The organism is Microlunatus antarcticus (assembly GCF_014193425.1).
Classification (GTDB): Bacteria; Actinomycetota; Actinomycetes; order Propionibacteriales; family Propionibacteriaceae; genus Microlunatus; species Microlunatus antarcticus.
Map to the genome: position 1 here is coordinate 3540043 of NZ_JACHZG010000001.1, position 16720 is coordinate 3556762.

17 protein-coding genes are annotated in these 16720 nt (G+C 74.2%); 12 read left to right on the forward strand and 5 right to left on the reverse strand.

The genetic code is table 11. From position 1 onward, the window contains the following. The first annotated feature begins 50 nt into the window (after positions 1 to 50). On the forward strand, positions 51 to 1235 hold the full coding sequence (nadA, locus tag FHX39_RS16590) for a quinolinate synthase NadA (protein WP_183340231.1): 1185 nt from the start codon (positions 51 to 53) through the stop codon (positions 1233 to 1235). A gap of 996 nt (positions 1236 to 2231) precedes the next feature. On the opposite strand, the gene pspAA is transcribed toward nadA, so the two are convergent. Further along, positions 2232 to 2516 carry a PspA-associated protein PspAA gene (gene pspAA / locus FHX39_RS16595; RefSeq protein WP_183340233.1) on the reverse strand — a complete coding sequence of 95 codons (285 nt, stop codon included), beginning with the start codon at positions 2514 to 2516 and terminating at the stop codon, positions 2232 to 2234. Further along, complete coding sequence (locus FHX39_RS16600) at positions 2513 to 3370, reverse strand: PspA/IM30 family protein (RefSeq protein WP_183340235.1); 858 nt, start codon at positions 3368 to 3370, stop codon at positions 2513 to 2515. Before FHX39_RS16600 ends, pspAA begins: the two co-directional genes overlap by 4 nt. Positions 3371 to 3598: 228 nt before the next feature. Here FHX39_RS16600 and FHX39_RS16605 point away from each other — a divergent pair, with 228 nt between their 5' ends. From FHX39_RS16605 to FHX39_RS16615, 3 genes are read left to right on the forward strand one after another with little or no spacing between them, the layout of a single operon-like run. Continuing rightward, on the forward strand, positions 3599 to 4168 hold the full coding sequence (locus FHX39_RS16605) for a DUF3043 domain-containing protein (protein WP_183340237.1): 570 nt from the start codon (positions 3599 to 3601) through the stop codon (positions 4166 to 4168). 5 nt (positions 4169 to 4173) lie between these two features. Next, positions 4174 to 4413, forward strand: a complete 240-nt coding sequence (locus tag FHX39_RS16610) for a hypothetical protein (protein ID WP_183341725.1) — start codon at positions 4174 to 4176, stop codon at positions 4411 to 4413. A gap of 31 nt (positions 4414 to 4444) precedes the next feature. Then, positions 4445 to 4930, forward strand: a complete 486-nt coding sequence (locus FHX39_RS16615) for an NUDIX hydrolase (protein WP_183340239.1) — start codon at positions 4445 to 4447, stop codon at positions 4928 to 4930. On the opposite strand, the gene FHX39_RS16620 is transcribed toward FHX39_RS16615, so the two are convergent. Beyond that, entirely contained in the window at positions 4907 to 5251 is a 345-nt protein-coding gene (locus tag FHX39_RS16620; protein ID WP_183340241.1) for a hypothetical protein, read from the reverse strand. The genes FHX39_RS16615 and FHX39_RS16620 overlap by 24 nt on opposite strands. Beyond that, on the reverse strand, positions 5248 to 6375 hold the full coding sequence (gene gcvT, locus FHX39_RS16625) for a glycine cleavage system aminomethyltransferase GcvT (RefSeq protein ID WP_332836886.1): 1128 nt from the start codon (positions 6373 to 6375) through the stop codon (positions 5248 to 5250). Before gcvT ends, FHX39_RS16620 begins: the two co-directional genes overlap by 4 nt. A 78-nt stretch (positions 6376 to 6453) precedes the next feature. Between gcvT and FHX39_RS16630 the strand changes: the two genes are divergently transcribed. Next, positions 6454 to 7956 (forward strand): leucyl aminopeptidase, encoded by a 1503-nt coding sequence (locus FHX39_RS16630; RefSeq protein ID WP_183340243.1) that lies wholly within the window; start codon positions 6454 to 6456, stop codon positions 7954 to 7956. Between the two features lie 398 nt (positions 7957 to 8354). Here the strand turns inward: FHX39_RS16630 and FHX39_RS16635 are convergent, their stop codons facing one another. After that, the gene (locus FHX39_RS16635) at positions 8355 to 8687 is read right to left on the reverse strand and encodes a hypothetical protein (protein ID WP_183340245.1); all 333 of its coding nucleotides are present in this window, start codon (positions 8685 to 8687) and stop codon (positions 8355 to 8357) included. A 101-nt stretch (positions 8688 to 8788) separates the two neighbouring features. Here FHX39_RS16635 and lpdA point away from each other — a divergent pair, with 101 nt between their 5' ends. The 7 genes from lpdA (at position 8789) to FHX39_RS16670 (ending at position 16669) form a co-directional block, all read left to right on the forward strand. Further along, a complete protein-coding gene (gene lpdA, locus FHX39_RS16640; protein WP_183340247.1) occupies positions 8789 to 10195 on the forward strand; it encodes a dihydrolipoyl dehydrogenase in 1407 nt (468 codons plus the stop codon). Positions 10196 to 10332: 137 nt separating this feature from the next. Further along, complete coding sequence (sucB, locus tag FHX39_RS16645) at positions 10333 to 12294, forward strand: 2-oxoglutarate dehydrogenase, E2 component, dihydrolipoamide succinyltransferase (protein ID WP_183340249.1); 1962 nt, start codon at positions 10333 to 10335, stop codon at positions 12292 to 12294. 28 nt (positions 12295 to 12322) lie between these two features. After that, the gene (locus FHX39_RS16650; protein WP_183340252.1) at positions 12323 to 13240 is read left to right on the forward strand and encodes a TIGR01777 family oxidoreductase; all 918 of its coding nucleotides are present in this window, start codon (positions 12323 to 12325) and stop codon (positions 13238 to 13240) included. A 4-nt stretch (positions 13241 to 13244) separates the two neighbouring features. Then, positions 13245 to 13787: a GNAT family N-acetyltransferase gene (locus FHX39_RS16655; RefSeq protein ID WP_183340253.1), complete on the forward strand. Its 543-nt coding sequence runs from the start codon at positions 13245 to 13247 to the stop codon at positions 13785 to 13787. 10 nt (positions 13788 to 13797) lie between these two features. Beyond that, complete coding sequence (gene lipB / locus FHX39_RS16660) at positions 13798 to 14529, forward strand: lipoyl(octanoyl) transferase LipB (RefSeq protein WP_183340255.1); 732 nt, start codon at positions 13798 to 13800, stop codon at positions 14527 to 14529. 119 nt (positions 14530 to 14648) lie between these two features. Beyond that, entirely contained in the window at positions 14649 to 15692 is a 1044-nt protein-coding gene (locus tag FHX39_RS16665; RefSeq protein WP_183340256.1) for an ABC transporter ATP-binding protein, read from the forward strand. Next, positions 15689 to 16669 (forward strand): ABC transporter permease subunit, encoded by a 981-nt coding sequence (locus FHX39_RS16670; protein ID WP_183340258.1) that lies wholly within the window; start codon positions 15689 to 15691, stop codon positions 16667 to 16669. Before FHX39_RS16665 ends, FHX39_RS16670 begins: the two co-directional genes overlap by 4 nt. Positions 16670 to 16720 lie beyond the last annotated feature (51 nt).

A 16720-nucleotide genomic window follows, 5' to 3' on the forward strand; every position in this document is an offset into this window, starting at 1 on the left:
GCCGCGGTCGGCCAGGGCTCGCCGGACTCCCCCACGAGTAGGTTGGGGCCGTGACGACGACGCCCGCACCAGTCCGTACGCCGCTGTCGCTCTTCGTGCTGGGGCGCGAGTCCGACCCCCGTTCGGAGCGCGGCGTCGAGTGCCCCGGCGAGCTGCCGCCGGCGTCCGACCCGAACCTCGTCGAACGCGCCCGGCGGGCCAAGGCGCAGCTGGGCGAGCGGGTGTTCGTGCTCGGTCACCACTACCAGCGCGACGAGGTCATCCAGTTCGCCGACGTCACGGGCGACTCGTTCAAGCTCGCCCGCGAGGCGGCGGCGCGGCCCGAGGCCGAGTTCATCGTCTTCTGCGGCGTCCACTTCATGGCCGAGTCGGCCGACATCCTCACCAGCGCGGACCAGCAGGTGATCCTGCCGGACCTGGCCGCCGGCTGCTCGATGGCCGACATGGCCCGGCTCGCGCAGGTCGAGGACTGCTGGGACGTGCTGGCCGACGCCGGGGTCGCGGACGTGACCGTCCCCGTCACCTACATGAACTCCTCCGCCGACATCAAGGCCTTCTGCGGTCGCGAGGGCGGCGTGGTCTGCACCTCCTCCAACGCCAAGAAGGTCATGGAGTGGGCGTTCGCGCGGGGCGAGAAGGTCCTGTTCCTGCCCGACCAGCACCTCGGTCGCAACACCGCCGTGCTCCAGCTGGGGCTCGGTCTCGACGAGTGCGTCCTGTACGACCCGCACCGGCCGAACGGCGGGCTCACCGCCGACGAGCTGCGCGCGGCGAAGGTGATCCTGTGGAAGGGCCACTGCTCGGTGCACGGGCGGTTCACACCCGAGGCCGTGCACGACGTCCGGGCCCGCGTCCCCGGGGTGCGGGTGATCGTGCACCCGGAGTGCCAGCACGAGGTCGTGCTGCTGGCCGACGAGGTCGGGTCGACCGAATACATCATCAAGGCCGTCGAGTCGGCGCCGCCGGGCACGAGGTGGGCCGTCGGGACCGAGCTCAACCTCGTGCAGCGCCTGGCCAAGGCGCACCCGGAGCAGGAGGTCACGTTCCTCGAGCAGCACGTCTGCTACTGCTCGACCATGAACCGCATCGACCTCCCGCACCTGGTCTGGGTGCTCGAGAACCTCGTCGACGGCCACGTCGTCAACCAGGTCACCGTCGACGCCGAGACCGAGCACCACGCCAAGATCGCCCTGCAGCGCATGCTCGACCTGCCGGGCGAGACGACGAAGGACTGATCCGCGTGGGGCCTCTTGCTCCTCCCCGGCCCGAGCGCGCGCGAATCGTGCGTTCGCGTGCCCCAGGACGACGATCTGCGCGCACTCGCTGCCGCATCGTCGGAGTTGTCCACAGGCGGCCCGGTGATCCGGCGGCTCCCGGCCTCAGGTGGGGCAGGGTGCCGGAGTGCTCGGACCGTTCACGGCCGCCCAGGCGACAGCCGCCGGCCTCACCGAGGCGACCCTGCGCAGCCGCGCGGTGCGACGTGAGCACCACGGGGCGTACGCGCCGGCCGACCTGGAGCCCAGCCTCGAGCTGAGTCTTGCTGCCGCCCGCCTCGTGCTCCCGGCGGACGCCGTGCTGGAGGGGGTGTCCGCGTTGCACGCGCTGGGCGTGGACGTCGGCGACCACCGGCCGCTGCGGTTCGTGAGCGCTCACCCGCACCAGGTGCGTCGCCCAGGTGTACGGGTGCGACGGGTCCGGACCTTGCCGCCGACCGCTCTCGACGGTTCCTGCGTCTCGGCCGAGGCGGCCTTCGTCGGCGCCGCCCAGGAGCTGTATCTGGTCGAGCTCGTCGCCGCCGGGGACTGGCTCGTCCGGCTGGGGCACTCCTCGCCCGCTGCCCTGCGCGCTGCGGCGATCGTGAGCCGGAGTCGTGGAGCCGTGCTCGCGCGTCGGGCCGCTGCCCTCGTACGCGAGCGGGTGGACTCGGTGCAGGAGACCCGGTTGCGGCTCTGCCTCCTCCTGGCCGGGCTACCCGAGCCGGAGGTCAACCCGGTCGTCTTCGCCGGCGGCCGCGCGGTTGGCCGTGTGGACCTGTTCCTCGGCCGCTGGCGGGTCGCGATCGAGTACGAGGGAGACCAGCACCGGACGGATCCGCGGCAGTGGAACATCGACATCCGACGTCAGGAGCAGCTCACGACCAACGGCTGCTCACGAGTGCGCGCTGATCGTGCGCCGCGGAGGGCGATGCTCACGATCTGCGCGCACTCGGCCGTGGAAGAACCCGTACGGCGTCAGCCGGGGATGAGGCCTTCGGAGGACTCGGCCAGGAGGGCCTCGACGTCGGCGAGGCTGGAGCCGACGTCCGGCAGGATCAGCTCGGAGTCGACGATCTGGTCGTCGGCGACCGGCGTGCCGAGCGAGCGCACCTCGGCGAGGAGCTCGGCCAGCGCGTGCGCCAGCTGGTCCTCGTCCTGCTGCGCGACCGCCTGCTCGACCTGGTCGTCGAGGGCGTTGAGCCCGTCGACGGCCGAGGCCGGCACGTCCCACTGACCCTCGCCGAGGATGCGGACGATCATCGGAGGTCCCCCGCGTTCGGCTGGGCCGGCTGCACCGGTGCTGCGGGCTGGCTCTGGTAGTCGGTGGCCGCGACCGGCGCCTGCGGGGCGGGCTGGCCCTCGAGCGCCGACGCCTGGCCGCCGCCGATCGCCTGCGTGCCGCCGGCGGGACCGCCGCCGATCGACGCCTTCATCCGGCTGAGCTCGTTCTCGACGTCGGAGGTCGACGCGAGCTGCTCGAGCTCCATGGTGATGTCGTCCTTCTGCGTCCCGGTCGCGTCGTCGAGCGCGCCGCTAGCGAGCAGCTCGTCGATCGCGCCGGCGCGCGCCTGCAGCTGCAGCGTCTTGTCCTCGGCCCGCTGGACCGCGAGGCCGACGTCGCCCATCTCCTCGCTGATGCCCGAGAACGCCTCGCCGATCCGGCTCTGCGCCTCGGCGGCGGAATACGTCGCCTTGATCGTCTCCTTCTTGGTGCGGAAGGCGTCGACCTTGGCCTGCAGCCGCTGGCTGGCCCGGACGAGCTTCTCCTCCTCGCCCTGCAGCTGCGCGTGCTGCGCCTGCAGGTCGGTGAGCTGCTGCTGGATCCCGGAACGACGCGTGAGCGCCTCGCGGGCCAGGTCCTCACGGCCGACCTCGAGCGCCTTCTGCGCCTGCTGGGTCAGCTTGTCGGACTGCGTGCTGAGCCCGTTGGCCTGCAGCTCGATGCGCTTGCGGCTGGTCGCCACGTCGGCCACCCCGCGACGCACCTTCTGCAGGAGCTCGAGCTGACGCTGGTAGGAGTAGTCCAGCGTCTGCCGCGGGTCTTCGTACTTGTCCAAGGTCTTGTCCGCCTTGGCTCGGAAGATCAGGGACATGCGCTGAAAGATGCCGGCCATGTTGGTCTCGGAGGTCCTTCCTGGGCCGAGGAGCGGTGCGGGACGTTCGACGAACCCTCCGCGCGAACAGGCCCCCACCGTATCTCCGGCGCGGGAAGCCCGGTCGTGCGCGGGCCCCGGGGTTTCGGTTTCCGGGGTGAACCCTGGGAGGATCAAGGGTCAGGACGGCCTGCAGCGGTGCGGTCCTCACCACCCGCGAGCGGCGCGGGGACGAGCGAGAGGCAGTCAGTGGCAATCTTCCGACGCGGGACGAGCGACGGGTCCACGGCGACGACGCCCACGACCCCCGAGCCCGCGGTCCGCGACCCCTCGGGCCGCAAGCCCGGGCCGACGCCGAGCCGCAAGGAGGCGGAGGCCGCGCGCCGCCAGCGCGTGACGCAGACGTACAGCAAGAAGGAGTCCCGAGCCCTCGCCTCGCGGCAGAACCGCAGCGAGCGCATGCAGGCCATGGCGGCCCGCGACAACACGCCGGCGAAGGCGCTCATGCGCGACCACGTCGACGCCCGCTTCAGCATCGGCGAGGTGCTGCTGCCGGCCCTGGTGCTGATCCTCGCGACCAGCTTCCTCAACACGATCTACCCCCGCGCCGCCGCGATCGGCACGGTCGTCATGTACGCGTACGTGCTGGCCGTGATCTTCGACCTCTTCCTGATGTGGCGCAGCTACAAGAAGGTGCTGGCCGCCCGCCTGCCGGGGACCACCACGAAGGGCCTGCTCTTCTACGGCGCCAACCGGGCCATCCAGATCCGCCGCTTCCGCATCCCGCAGCCCCGCGTCAAGCGCGGCGAGAAGTACTGAGCCGGATGGCGAGCAAGGACGACCTGCTGGAGTGGCACTGGCGGTCGGACCGACCCGCCGGGGCCCGCGGCTCGGGCCCGACCCGCCCGGTGGGCACCGAGCAGTTCCCGTCCCAGGGCGAGGCCGAGAGCTGGCTCGGGGAGGTCTACCCCGACCTGCTCGCGTCCGGCGTCCACGCGGTCAGCCTCTACGACGGCGACCGCTTCGTGTACGGGCCGATGAGCCTGGAGCCCGACCCCGGCTGACGCTCGGCGGGACCTGCGTAGGGTCCCTCTCGTGCCGGTGCCCGAGTTCATCCTGCAGCTGCGTCGCGGGGTCGGTCACGACCCGCTCTTCCTCACCGGGGTGACGGCGGTCGTGGTGCGTCACGACGAGGCCGGGACGCCCGAGGTGCTGTACGGGCGTCGGGCGGACAACGGCCTGTGGGCGCTGCCGTCGGGCATCGTCGAGCCGGGCGAGCAGCCCGGGAGCACGGTCGTGCGCGAGGTCCTCGAGGAGCTGCGCGTCGAGGCCGAGGCGGAACGGCTCGCGCTGGTCACCACCGACCCGCCCATCACCTACCCGAACGGCGACGTCTGCCAGTTCGTCAGCCTGACCTTCCGCTGCCGCTACCTGGGCGGCGAGGCGGCGGTCGGTGACGACGAGAGCCTCGAGGTGGCGTGGCGGCGGGCCGACGACCCGCCGACGGACCTCGACGCGCTGCAACGGCGCCGCCTCGCGGTCGCCCTCACCGACGACTCAGCCTGCGTCTTCGACCGCTGAGGGCCGACCGTCCCGCGGGCGGCGCCGCAGGTCGGCGACCAGCAGCGCTCCGCCGAACCCGGCCATCAGGACGCCCAGGCCGGCGACGACGGGCTGCGCCGAGCGGCGCGTGGCGATGCGCTGCTCGTACGTCTGGCCCTCCGACCCGTCGGCCTTGAGGCACACCGAGCCCGGCGTCATGACGGCGTCGTGGCAGCGGAGCGCGGGCGAGCCGCCGAGCGTGAGGGCGTACCCGATCACGACCAGCCCGGCCAGCAGCAGCACCAGGTGGGCCACCCGGGTCCGCGTACGCCCGGTCCGGGGGGTGTCGACGGCGGTCACCGGACGTGGGACGGGACGAAGGGCGGACGGACGACGCGGAACGGCTCGCGCCGGGCACGGACGTCCACGGTCACCTCGTCGTCCTCGGTCACCGCGGCGTCGAGCAGGGCGAGCGCCACGCCGGCCTTCAGCGAGGGCGAGAACGTGCCGGAGGTCACGACGCCGACCTCGGACCCGTCCGGGTCGCGCACGACCATGCCGGCGCGCGGGATGCCGCGCCCGTCGGCGCGCAGGCCGCGCAGCACCCGGGTCGGCCCGGCCTGCTTCTCCGCGCGCAGCGCCTCCGCACCCTGGAACGTCGGCTTCGACCACCCGACGGCCCAGCCCAGCCGGGCCTGCACGGCGGTGATCGTGGAGGACAGGTCCTGCCCGTGCAGCGGGTAGCCCATCTCGGTCCGCAGCGTGTCGCGGGCCCCGAGCCCGGCGAGTCGCAGGCCTGACGGCGCGCCGGCCGCGACCAGCGCGTCCCACACCGCCGGCGCCGCCGCGGTCGGGACGAGCAGCTCGTAGCCGCGCTCGCCGGTGTAGCCCGTACGGCAGACCACGACCTCCGCGCCGCCGACCTCGGTCACGGCGAAGGCCATGTAGTCCAGCCCGAGCGGCAGCCCGGCGGCGGTCAGCACCGCGTCGGCCCGCGGGCCCTGCAGGGCGAGGACGGCGAGGTCGTGGTGGCGGTCCTGGACGACCACGCCCTCCGGAGCGGCGGCCTCGAGGTCCGCGGCCACGGCGGCGGCGTTCGCGGCGTTGGGCACGAGGAGCAGCTCGTCGGGCCCGGTCAGGTAGGCGATCAGGTCGTCGACCACGCCGCCGTCCGGGTTGGCCAGCAGCGTGTACTGCGCCTGCCCGGGACCGATGCGTCCGAGGTCGTTGGTCAGGACGGTGTTGACGAAGGCGAGCGCGCCCGGCCCGGTGACGCCGACCTTGCCGAGGTGGCTGACGTCGAACAGCCCGACGGCCTCGCGGACCGCGGTGTGCTCGGCGAGCACGCCGCCGCCGGCGTACTCGACCGGCATCGACCAGCCGCCGAACGCGGCGAAGCGCGCTCCGGCCGCGACGTGCCGCTCGTGCAGCGGCGAGGTCCGCAGCTGCTCGGGCGGCGTCTCGGTCGCCTCGTCGGTGCTCACTGGTCTCCTCCGCGGCCGCTGTCAACCGGGTCCGTGGGGCCCGGTTCGATCGCAGGCGAACCTACTAGCCTGACCGACGTGCCGACTCCTGTGCTGCCCACGCTCACCCTCGCGACGTCCCTGCCCCGAGGCCCGGTGGTCCTGGTCGTCGGCCTCGGCGCCGAGGGGGTCCGCTCGGTCCCGGCCGCGGTCGACCAGGCGTACGCGGCGCGCTTCGGCAGCGACGTCGCCGCGCTCGCGACCTCGGTCGGCGCCACGGCCAAGGCCGGGCACACGCGCACGCTGCCGGGCGTCGACGACGTCCGCGTCGTCGTGGTCGGGCTGGGCACCGACGGCGTCGACGCCCCGGCGCTGCGCGACGCGGCCGCCTCGGGCGTGCGTCAGGCCGGCGGCCTGGCCGAGGACGGGGCCACCGTCGACGTCGTCGTCGCCCTGGGCGCCACGACCGCCGAGGAGGCGCTGGCGGTGTCCGCGGGCGCCCTGCTGGGGACGTACGCGTACGCCGGCGTCACCGCCAAGGAGACCCCGGCCAAGATCGGCACGATTGCGGTGCTGCACGACGGCGACGCCCGTACGGCCGCCGGTGAGGACGTCGCCCGGGTCGCGAGCGTGCTGGCGACCGCGGTCGCCACGGCCCGCGAGTGGGTCAACGTCCCGGCCAACCTGCTCTACCCCGAGTCGTTCGCCGACGAGGTCGAGACCCTGGCCAAGGGGACGAAGCTCAAGGTCGAGGTCCTGGACGAGACCGAGCTGGCCGCGCAGGGCTACGGGGGCCTGATGGCCGTGGGCGGCGGCTCTGCGCGCCCGCCCCGCCTCGTCCGGCTGACCTACCGCCCGCGCGGCGCCACGGCGCACCTCGCCCTCGTGGGCAAGGGCATCACCTTCGACACCGGCGGGCTGAACCTCAAGCCGGCCGACGGGATGTACACGATGAAGTGCGACATGGCCGGCGCCGCCGCCGTGCTCGCCGCGACGTGGGCGATCGCCGAGCTCGGGCTCCCCGTGCAGGTCACCGCCTACGGCGCCCTCGCCGAGAACATGCCGTCCGGCTCGGCCTACCGGCCCTCCGACGTGCTGACGATCTACGGCGGCACGACGGTCGAGAACGCCAACTCCGACGCCGAGGGCCGTCTGGTCATGGCCGACGCGCTGGCCCGCAGCAACGCCGACTCCCCCGACCTGGTCGTCGACGTGGCCACCTTGACGGGGGCCGCGATCGTCGCGCTGGGCGACCGGACCGCGGGCGTCATGGCGACCGACGACCCCACGGCGCGCCGCGTGCTCGACGCGGCCGACCGCGCGGGCGAGCCGTTCTGGCAGCTGCCCATCCCGCCGGAGACGCGGGGCAAGCTCGACTCCACCGTCGCCGACCTCCGCTCGTCGGGCACCGACCGGGCAGGCGGCGCGCTCGCGGCGGCCGCGTTCCTGCGGGAGTTCGTGGACGCCGGGACGCCGTGGGCCCACCTCGACATCGCGGGTCCGGCCTTCCGCACCGGCTCGGCCGAGGGCGCCTTCAGCGCGGGCGGCACCGGGGTCGGGGTCGTCACGCTGGTCGAGCTGGCGCGCACGCTGGCCGGCTGAGACACCGGGCGGGAGGAGCCGCGCCGACCCCCCTGGACCAGCGCGGCTCCGGCGTGGGTGACCGCCCCCGGAAGGGGCCCGGCGTCGTGCGCCCGGCCCTCCACCCACACGTCTCTCGGGTCAACCACCCGGCACCTCCTCGAGGGAGGTGCCGGGCGGGACCACGAGTGAACCGCACCGGCGGCGCCCCGGCGCCCAGGTGGCCATCCCACCCCTGGCACGCCCCCCGCCGGCACGGAGTGCGGAGCGCGCGGCCCAGAGGGCCGAGGACTTGTCAGGTAGTCCCCCGAAGGACGCCCGCACTGGTCGAGATTCGGAGCGGGCCGGACTGAGGTTTGGGTGGGGCGGGACTGATCGGGCGGCTTTGCGGTGTGGCCTGCGCCACGTCCGGGCGTCCGTCAGCGCAGGTCGGGGTGCTTCTTGTTGCGCGTGTTGTAGTCGCGCATCCGCTGCGGGTAGCCGACCACCGCGGCGTCGTAGCCGGGGATCTGGAGCGACTCCGCGAAGGCGTGCGCCCACTGCGGCGACGGCACGACACGCCGGGTCCACTCGCCGTCGTACGCCACCAGCAGCAGGGTCGTCCGGGTCACCGACGTCTGCGGCTCCACGAAGGCCTCGACCCCGCGCCGGCTCCGCGCGAAGGTCGTCAGGTGAGTGGTGGTGGCCTCGTCGACCTTGCCCGACGCACCGCCGCGTCGCACCTTGCCCCTGGCGCGGCTGAACAGACCCATGACCCGAGTTTAATTGCCTCCGCTCCGCTCCGGCGCGGATCGTGCGGTGGTCGGGTCGAGCGCTCCGGCTGGCCGTCCCGCCCCGGGCGGACAATGGGTGGATGAGCGAAGACGCGTACGACCTGGTGGTGCTGGGCGCGGGGAGCGGGGGCTACGCCTGCGCGCTGCGGGCGGCGCAGCTCGGGCTGCGCGTGGCCCTGGTGGAACGTGACCTCGTCGGCGGCACGTGCCTGCACTACGGCTGCATCCCGACCAAGGCGATCCTGCACGCGGCCGAGGTGGCCGACGGTGCCCGGGACGGCGCCCGCTTCGGGGTCCACGTCAGCGTGGACAAGATCGACCTCGCCGGCGTCCGGTCGTACGCGGAGGGGGTCGTCGCCCGCCTCTACAAGGGCCTGACCGGGCTCGTGTCCTCCCGCGGGATCACCGTCGTCACGGGCGAAGGGCGTCTGGTGCCCGGAGACGGCGTCCCGGCCGTCCAGGTCGACGGCCGCACGCTCACCGCCCCGTACGTCGTGCTGGCGACCGGCTCGCAGTCCAAGTCCCTGCCCGGCCTGGTGCCCGACGGCGAACGCGTGCTGACCAGCACCGACGCGATCCGCCTGCAGACCCTGCCGACGTCCGCGGTGGTGCTCGGCGGCGGTGTGATCGGCGTCGAGCTCGCGTCCGCGTGGCGCTCCTTCGGGGTCGAGGTGACCGTCGTCGAGGCGCTCGACCGCCTCGTCCCGGGCGAGGACCCGGCCGCGTCGGCGGCCCTGCTGCGCGCGTTCCGCAAGCGCGGGATCACGGTGCGCACGGCGAGCCCGGTGCGTTCCGTGGAGACCCTCCCGACCGGCGTCCGGGTGGCGCTCGACGACAAGGACGGCACGACGCTGGAGGCGGACCTCGTCCTCGTGGCGGTCGGCCGCGGTCCACGTTCCGCGGGGATGGGCTACGAGGAGGCGGGCGTGACGCTCGACCGCGGCTACGTCACCGTCGACGACCGCCTGCGCACCTCGGTGCCCGACGTGTACGCCGTCGGCGACCTGGTCCTGGGGCTGCAGCTCGCCCACCGCGGCTTCGCCCACGGGATCTTCGTGGCCGAGGACGTCGCGCACCGCACGGGCCGCCTCGACCGCGCTCCGGTCCTGGTCCCCGACGAGCAGATCCCGCGCGTCACCTACTGCGACCCCGAGGTCGCGTCGGTGGGGCTGAGCGAGGAGGTGGCACGGGCCCGCTTCGGCGACGTCGAGACCCAGACGTACGACCTCGCCGGCAACGGCAAGGCGCAGATCCTCCAGACCTCGGGCTTCGTGAAGCTCGTCCGGCGCACCGACGGGCCCGTCGTCGGCGTGCACATGGTGGGGGCCCGGGTCGGCGAGCTGATCGGCGAGGCGCAGCTCATCACCTCCTGGGAGGCCTGGCCCGACGAGGTCGCGTCGCTGCCGCACGCGCACCCGACGCTGGACGAGGCCCTGGGCGAGGCGCACCTGGCCCTCGCGGGCCGCCCGCTGCACGCGCACCGCTGACCTCCACCGGCGCGCGGCGGTGCCTGGCGGGGCACCGCTAGGCTGACCTCGTCCGGGCCTGATCCGTCGGGCTGCCGACCCACGGTCGTGCAGCCGGACCGAGCCCAACGTCGCGCGAGAAGGAGCACCACACCGCCATGTCGACTTCGGTCACCCTGCCGGCCCTGGGCGAGAGCGTCACCGAAGGGACGGTCTCCCGCTGGTTGAAGCAGGTCGGAGACACCGTCGCGGAGGACGAGCCGCTCCTGGAGGTGTCGACCGACAAGGTCGACACCGAGATCCCGTCCCCGACGGCGGGCGTGCTGCTCGAGATCAAGGCCGCCGAGGACGAGACCGTCGAGGTCGGCGCCGTGCTCGCAGTCATCGGCAGCGCCGAGGAGGCCGGTTCCGGCTCCGGCGGCACCGACGCCCCGGCGGGTGAGCCCGCCGCCGAGCCCGAGACCTCCTCCGCGAACGACGCGGACGCCGAGATCGAGGCCGAGGACCCGACCCCGGTCAGCGCCGGCACCACCGGTGAGGGCCCCGGGTCGAACGCCGCCACCCCGCAGTCCACCGACGCGGACGTGGCCTCCCAGTCCGACCCGCAGTCCGACGCGCCCGCCGGCAGCGGTCCCGCCGAGGGCACCGAGGTCCGCCTGCCCGCCCTGGGCGAGAGCGTCACCGAGGGCACCGTCACCCGTTGGCTCAAGCAGGTCGGCGACGAGGTCGCCGCCGACGAGGCGCTCCTCGAGGTCAGCACCGACAAGGTCGACACCGAGATCCCCTCCCCCGCGGCGGGCACGCTGCTCGAGATCCGCGTGGCCGAGGACGAGTCCGTCGAGGTCGGCGCCGTCCTGGCGGTGATCGGCGACAAGTCCGCCGCTCCGGCCGCACCCGCTGCGCCCGCCGCCCCGGCTGCGCCCGCCGAGCCCGCCCAGCAGACCGCGCCGCCGAAGGTCGAGCCGGGCCAGCAGGCCGCCCAGGCCTCGCCCAGCGACACCAAGCCCGTGCCGCCGTCCTTCAGCGACGCCGACCGCAGCCGCCTCGGCGGTGGGTCGTCGCCCGCGCCGCAGGACCCGCAGCCCGAGCAGCACGGTCCGGCCCGCACCGCCGCGCCGTCGCCGGTGGCCGGCGACTACGAGGGCTACGTGACCCCGCTCGTCCGCAAGCTCGCCCGCGAGCACGACGTGGACCTCAGCACGGTGACCGGCACCGGCGTCGGGGGCCGCGTCCGCAAGCAGGACGTGCTCGCCGCCGCCGAGGCCGCCAAGCAGGCGGCGGAGGAGGCCGCGAAGCAGGCCGCCGCACCGCCCGCCCCCGCGGCGAGCCCGGCTCCGGCCGCCGCGTCGACCCCGGCTCCCGCCGCCGCCTCGGCGCCGGCCGGCCAGCCGAGCAACCTGCGCGGCACGACGGAGAAGATGTCGCGCCTGCGCTCGACGATCGCGCGCCGGATGCTGGAGTCCCAGCAGGTCGCCGCGAGCCTCACCGCCACGGTCGAGGTCGACCTCACCGCGATCTCGCAGATCCGGGCCCGGGCCAAGGACGACTTCAAGCGGCGCGAGGGCGCGAGCCTGTCGTACCTGCCCTTCATCACCAAGGCCACGGTCGAGGCGCTGAAGGTCTTCCCCAAGGTCAACGCGACGATCGACACCGAGGCCGGGACCATCACGTACCCCGACGCCGAGCACATCGGCATCGCGGTGGACACCGAGAAGGGCCTGCTCGTCCCGGTGATCAAGGACGCCGGCGACCTGAACATCGCCGGCCTGGCCAAGAAGATCGCCGACCTCGCTTCGCGGACCCGGTCCAACAAGGTGACGCCGGACGACCTCAGCGGCGGCACGTTCACCATCACCAACTACGGCTCGGCCGGCACCCTGATGGACACGCCGATCATCAACCAGCCGCAGGTCGCCATCCTCGGCACCGGCGCGCTGGTCAAGCGGCCCGTCGTGCTGACCGTCCCCGGGGTCGGGGACACCATCGCGGTGCGCGACATGATGTACCTGTCGATGACGTACGACCACCGCCTGGTCGACGGCGCTGACGCCGCGCGGTTCCTGAGCATGGTCAAGGCCCGGCTCGAGGGCGGCGACTTCGCCTCCGAGCTCGGGTTCTGAGGGGTCGGCGGGCCAGGAGGACGTCCCGGTGACCACCTGGCTGCTGGCCGGCGCCTCGGGGTTCCTGGGCACGGCGCTCCGGGTGCAGCTGGCGACCGACGGTGACGAGGTCGTCCGCCTCGTCCGCCGGGAGCCGGCGGCGCTCGCCGAGCGCCGGTGGGACCCCGCGCGCGGCGAGCTCGACCCAGCGGTGCTCGACGGCGTCGACGCGGTCGTGGACCTCGCTGGTGCTCCCGCGTTCACCGGGCTGTGGACGCAGGCGCGACGCGAAGCGATCCTGTCCTCGCGCGTCGAGACGACCTCGACCCTGGCCCGCGCGCTGGCCACCCGCGGGGCGGACGCGCCGGTGCTCGTCCAGGCCGGCGGGATCTCCTTCTACGGCGGTCGGCGCACGGAGACCCCGCACACCGAGGCCGACCCAGTCGCGCCCGACTTCTTCGCCCAGGTCTGCGCCCGCTGGGAGGAGGCGGCCCAGCCGGCCGTCGACGCCGGGGGCCGCGTCGTCTTCCTGCGGACCAGCCCCGTGCTCGACCGCAGCGGCGGCCCGTTCCTGCCGATGCGGCTGGCCTGGGGCGCGGGCCTCGGCACCGTGCTCGGCGACGGCACGCAGCGGATGCCGCTGATCAGCCTGGCCGACTACCTCGGCGTCGTGCGCTGGGCGGCCTCGACCCCGCACGCGCGCGGCCCGTACAACCTGACGATCCCGCAGCCCTGCACGAACGCGGAGTTCACCGACGCCCTGGCCCGCGCGCTGCACCGGCCGCGACTGCTCAAGGCCCCGGCCGCGGTCCTGCGCACCGCGCTCGGCGAGCTTTCGGGCCAGCTGCTGAACGACATGTGGGTGCTGCCGCAGCGCCTGCTGGACGACGGCTACGTGTTCCAGGCGCCGGACGTCACCAGCACGGTCGCCACGGCGCTGCGCGGCGTCCCCACCGCCGCCGCCTGACCGCGTGCCCCCGTCGGTCGAGGTCCGGCTGGTCCGGCCCGCGGACGCGGCCGCGCTCGCCAATCTGGTCCTGCGCAACCGGGAGGCGCTCGCGCCCTGGGAGCCGGTGCACGCGGAGGACTACTTCACCCCCGCCGGGCAGGAGCGCGGGCTGGCGCAGGCCCTCGCCCGGCAGGCCCGCGACGAGCAGCACCCGTTCGTCGTGCTCGTCGACGGCAGGCCCGTCGGTCGGATGAACCTCAACGACGTGGTCCGCGGCGCCTTCCAGAACGCGCACCTCGGCTACTGGATCGACGTCGACCACCAGGGCCGCGGCGTGGCCACCGCCGCCGTACGCGCCGTGCTGGCGATCGCCTTCGGCGAGCTCGGGCTGCACCGCGTCCAGGCCGGCACGCTGCTGCACAACCACGCATCTCGGCGGGTGCTCGCGAAGAACGGCTTCACCGAGATCGGGGTCGCGCCCCGCTACATCCGCATCGCGGGGCGCTGGCAGGACCACGTCCTGCACCAGCGCCTCGTGGACGACCCACCCGTGGCGCGGTCCTAGACTCGCGAACGTGAGCCTCGACGTGCGCTACCTGGGCCTGGGCGGCGACCTGACCGACTACCGCGACGGCTGGGACCTGCAGCACCGGCTCCACGCCGACGTCGTCGCCGGGCAGGCGCCGGACACCCTGCTGCTGCTCGAGCACGCGTCGGTCTACACCGCCGGCAAGCGGACCGAGCCGCACGAGCGACCCCTCGACGGCACCCCCGTCGTGGACGTCGACCGGGGCGGCAAGATCACCTGGCACGGCCCGGGCCAGCTCGTCGGCTACCCGCTCGTCCGGCTGCCCGAGGCCTTCGGCGTCGTCGACTACGTGCGCCGCCTGGAGCAGGCCCTGATCGACGCCCTCGCCGAGCTCGGGCTGACGACCGGCCGGGTGGCCGGGCGCTCGGGCGTCTGGCTGCCCGTCGACGTCGCCACCGGCCGCCCCGAGCGCAAGATCGCCGCCATCGGCGTACGCGTGGCCGGCGGCGTCACCATGCACGGCTTCGCACTCAACGCCGACCCGGACCTGGCGGCGTACGACCGGATCGTCCCCTGCGGGATCGCCGACGCCGGCGTCACCTCGATCGCGGCCGAGCTGGGCACCTCTCCGGCGCTGACGTCGCTGGCGTACGTGCTCGTGCCGCACCTCGAGCGCCTCCTCGCCTTCGAGCCGTACGACCGGACGCCCGACGTGGCCTCCCTCCCCGAGCCGGTCGCCGCCGGCACGACGTACGGCCTGACCGTCTCCGTCCGGTAGTCCTCAGACCCTGGTCTGACGCCGGGACCGCCCGCGGACCGACGACAGGGCCCGCGCGGCACGAGAGCCTGAGGTCGCCGCGCCGCTACCGTGAGCGGCCCCCGACGAGAAGCGAGCCGATGACCACGAGCGCTCCCCCGCGCCACGCCCGGGCCCCCGAGCTGGCGGTCTCCACGACCGCGCTGCGCAAGACCTACCGCACCCGCAAGGGCCGGCGCGTGGCCGTCGAGGGGCTCGACCTGCGGGTGCCGCGCGGCGGCGTGCACGGCTTCCTCGGCCCGAACGGGTCCGGCAAGACGACGACGATCCGGATGCTGCTCGGGCTCATCCGGCCCGACTCGGGCACGATGACCGTCTTCGACCAGCCCGTCCCCGAGCACCTGCCCGCCGTGGTCGACCGCGTCGGCGCGATCGTCGAGCAGCCGAAGTTCTTCCCGGCCTTCACGGCCCGACGCAACCTCGAGCTGCTCGCCGGCGGCATCGGCGCCCCGGCCTCCCGGGTGGACCAGGTGCTCGCCGAGGTCGGCCTGGGCGAGCGCGGCGGCGACCGCTTCCGCTCGTACTCGCTGGGGATGAAGCAGCGGCTGGCCATCGCCGGCACGCTGCTCAAGGACCCGGAGCTGCTGATCTTCGACGAGCCCACGAACGGGCTCGACCCGGCAGGCATCCACGAGATCCGCGAGACGATGCGGGGCCTGGCCGACGCGGGCCGCACGGTGCTCGTCTCCAGCCACATCCTGAACGAGGTGCAGCAGGTCGCCGACACGGTCACGATCATCGGCCGCGGCAGGCTGCTGGCCGAGGGCGACGTGGACGAGATCCTCGCCCGCGGCGGCACCGAGGCCGTCCGCGTCCGCGTCCCCGACCCGGCGACCGCCGCCCGGATCCTGCTCGAGGCGGGCTTCGCCCCCGAACCCGGCCCGCCCGGCACGGTGCTCGTCCGGGCCGGTGCCGGCCGCCCCGCCCTGAACGCCGCGGAGGTCACCCGCACCCTCGCCCAGCGCGAGATCTACCTCGCCGAGCTGGTCTGGCAGCGACCCGACCTGGAGGAGGTCTTCCTCAGCCTCACGTCGGAGGAGCACCTGGGTGCGGGCGGCCCGCACGTCGCGCCACCCGCCCCGCTCCCCCCGAGCGCCCCGCGCCGGAGCGGGGGCCGGTCGTGACCGGCGTCGTCCGCCTCGTCGCCACGGAGCTCCTCCGGCTCCGGTCGCGCCGGGTCAGCATCGTCGCGGCCGTGGTCGTGCTCGCGGCCGTCGCCCTGTTCCAGTTCGGCATCCGCTCCGAGGTGGCCCCGTCGGCCGCGGCGCAGGCCGACGCGGCGCAGGCGTACGCGGCCGCGCAGCAGCAGTGGCAGGAGAGCCACGCCGCGAACGTCGCCGACTGCGTCCAGCAGGGCGGCGGCACGCAGGAGGAGTGCGAGAGCTACGACCCGGCCCCCACGCCGGAGCAGTACCAGGTCACCCCGCCGCCGTTCGACGTCGTCGGCCAGGCGGGCGTGACCACGGCCGCGTACCTGGCCATGTTCGCCAGCTTCCTGGCCGGGGCGTCCTTCATCGGCGCCGAGTACTCGACCGGGTCCCTGGCCAACTGGCTCACCTTCGTGCCGCAGCGGCTCAAGGTGTTCGCCTCGAAGGGCATCGCCGTCGTGCTCGGCTCGACGGTGCTCGGAGCGGTGGCCGTGTTCGCCACCTTCGGTCTCACGGCGGCCCAGGTGTCCAACCACGGCGAGCCGCTCGTCCGGCTCGGGCACGTCGCGGCCGCCGGTGGACGTGCGGTGGCCCTGGTCGCCCTCGCCGGTCTGGCCGGCTACGTCATCGCCCTCGTCGCGCGTCACACGGTCGCGGCGATCGCGGTCCCGCTGGCGTACGGCCTCGTCCGCGCCGTCCTGTCCGCGTTCACCTCGGACGTCGACGCGCCCCTCGCGTGGCTGCCGCCCTACCTGCCCGAGCTCAACCTCACCGCGTTCCTGGAGCACGGCACGACCTACACCCAGTACCGGAGCGTCCTGGCCGACGGCAGCGACTACACCGAGGTCGAGAAGCACATCTCCTTCGCCCACAGCGGCCTCTACTGGCTCACCCTCGCGGTGGTCTCCGTCGTCGTCGGCGTCCTCGTCTTCCGGCGTCGCGACGTCACCTGAGAGCCACGGTTCCTGTGCGTGGGTGCGGGTATCGTGACCGGGTGACCGTGA

What these genes read in the sequence shown, in the direction of transcription:
- sucB (WP_183340249.1), top strand. Translation starts at nt 10,333, where the DNA reads ATGTCGACTTCGGTCACCCTGCCGGCCCTGGGCGAGAGCGTCACCGAA.
- FHX39_RS16635 (WP_183340245.1), bottom strand. Translation starts at nt 8,687, where the DNA reads ATGGGTCTGTTCAGCCGCGCCAGGGGCAAGGTGCGACGCGGCGGTGCG.
- FHX39_RS16600 (WP_183340235.1), bottom strand. Translation starts at nt 3,370, where the DNA reads ATGGCCGGCATCTTTCAGCGCATGTCCCTGATCTTCCGAGCCAAGGCG.
- lpdA (WP_183340247.1), top strand. Translation starts at nt 8,789, where the DNA reads ATGAGCGAAGACGCGTACGACCTGGTGGTGCTGGGCGCGGGGAGCGGG.
- pspAA (WP_183340233.1), bottom strand. Translation starts at nt 2,516, where the DNA reads ATGATCGTCCGCATCCTCGGCGAGGGTCAGTGGGACGTGCCGGCCTCG.
- FHX39_RS16610 (WP_183341725.1), top strand. Translation starts at nt 4,174, where the DNA reads ATGGCGAGCAAGGACGACCTGCTGGAGTGGCACTGGCGGTCGGACCGA.
- FHX39_RS16665 (WP_183340256.1), top strand. Translation starts at nt 14,649, where the DNA reads ATGACCACGAGCGCTCCCCCGCGCCACGCCCGGGCCCCCGAGCTGGCG.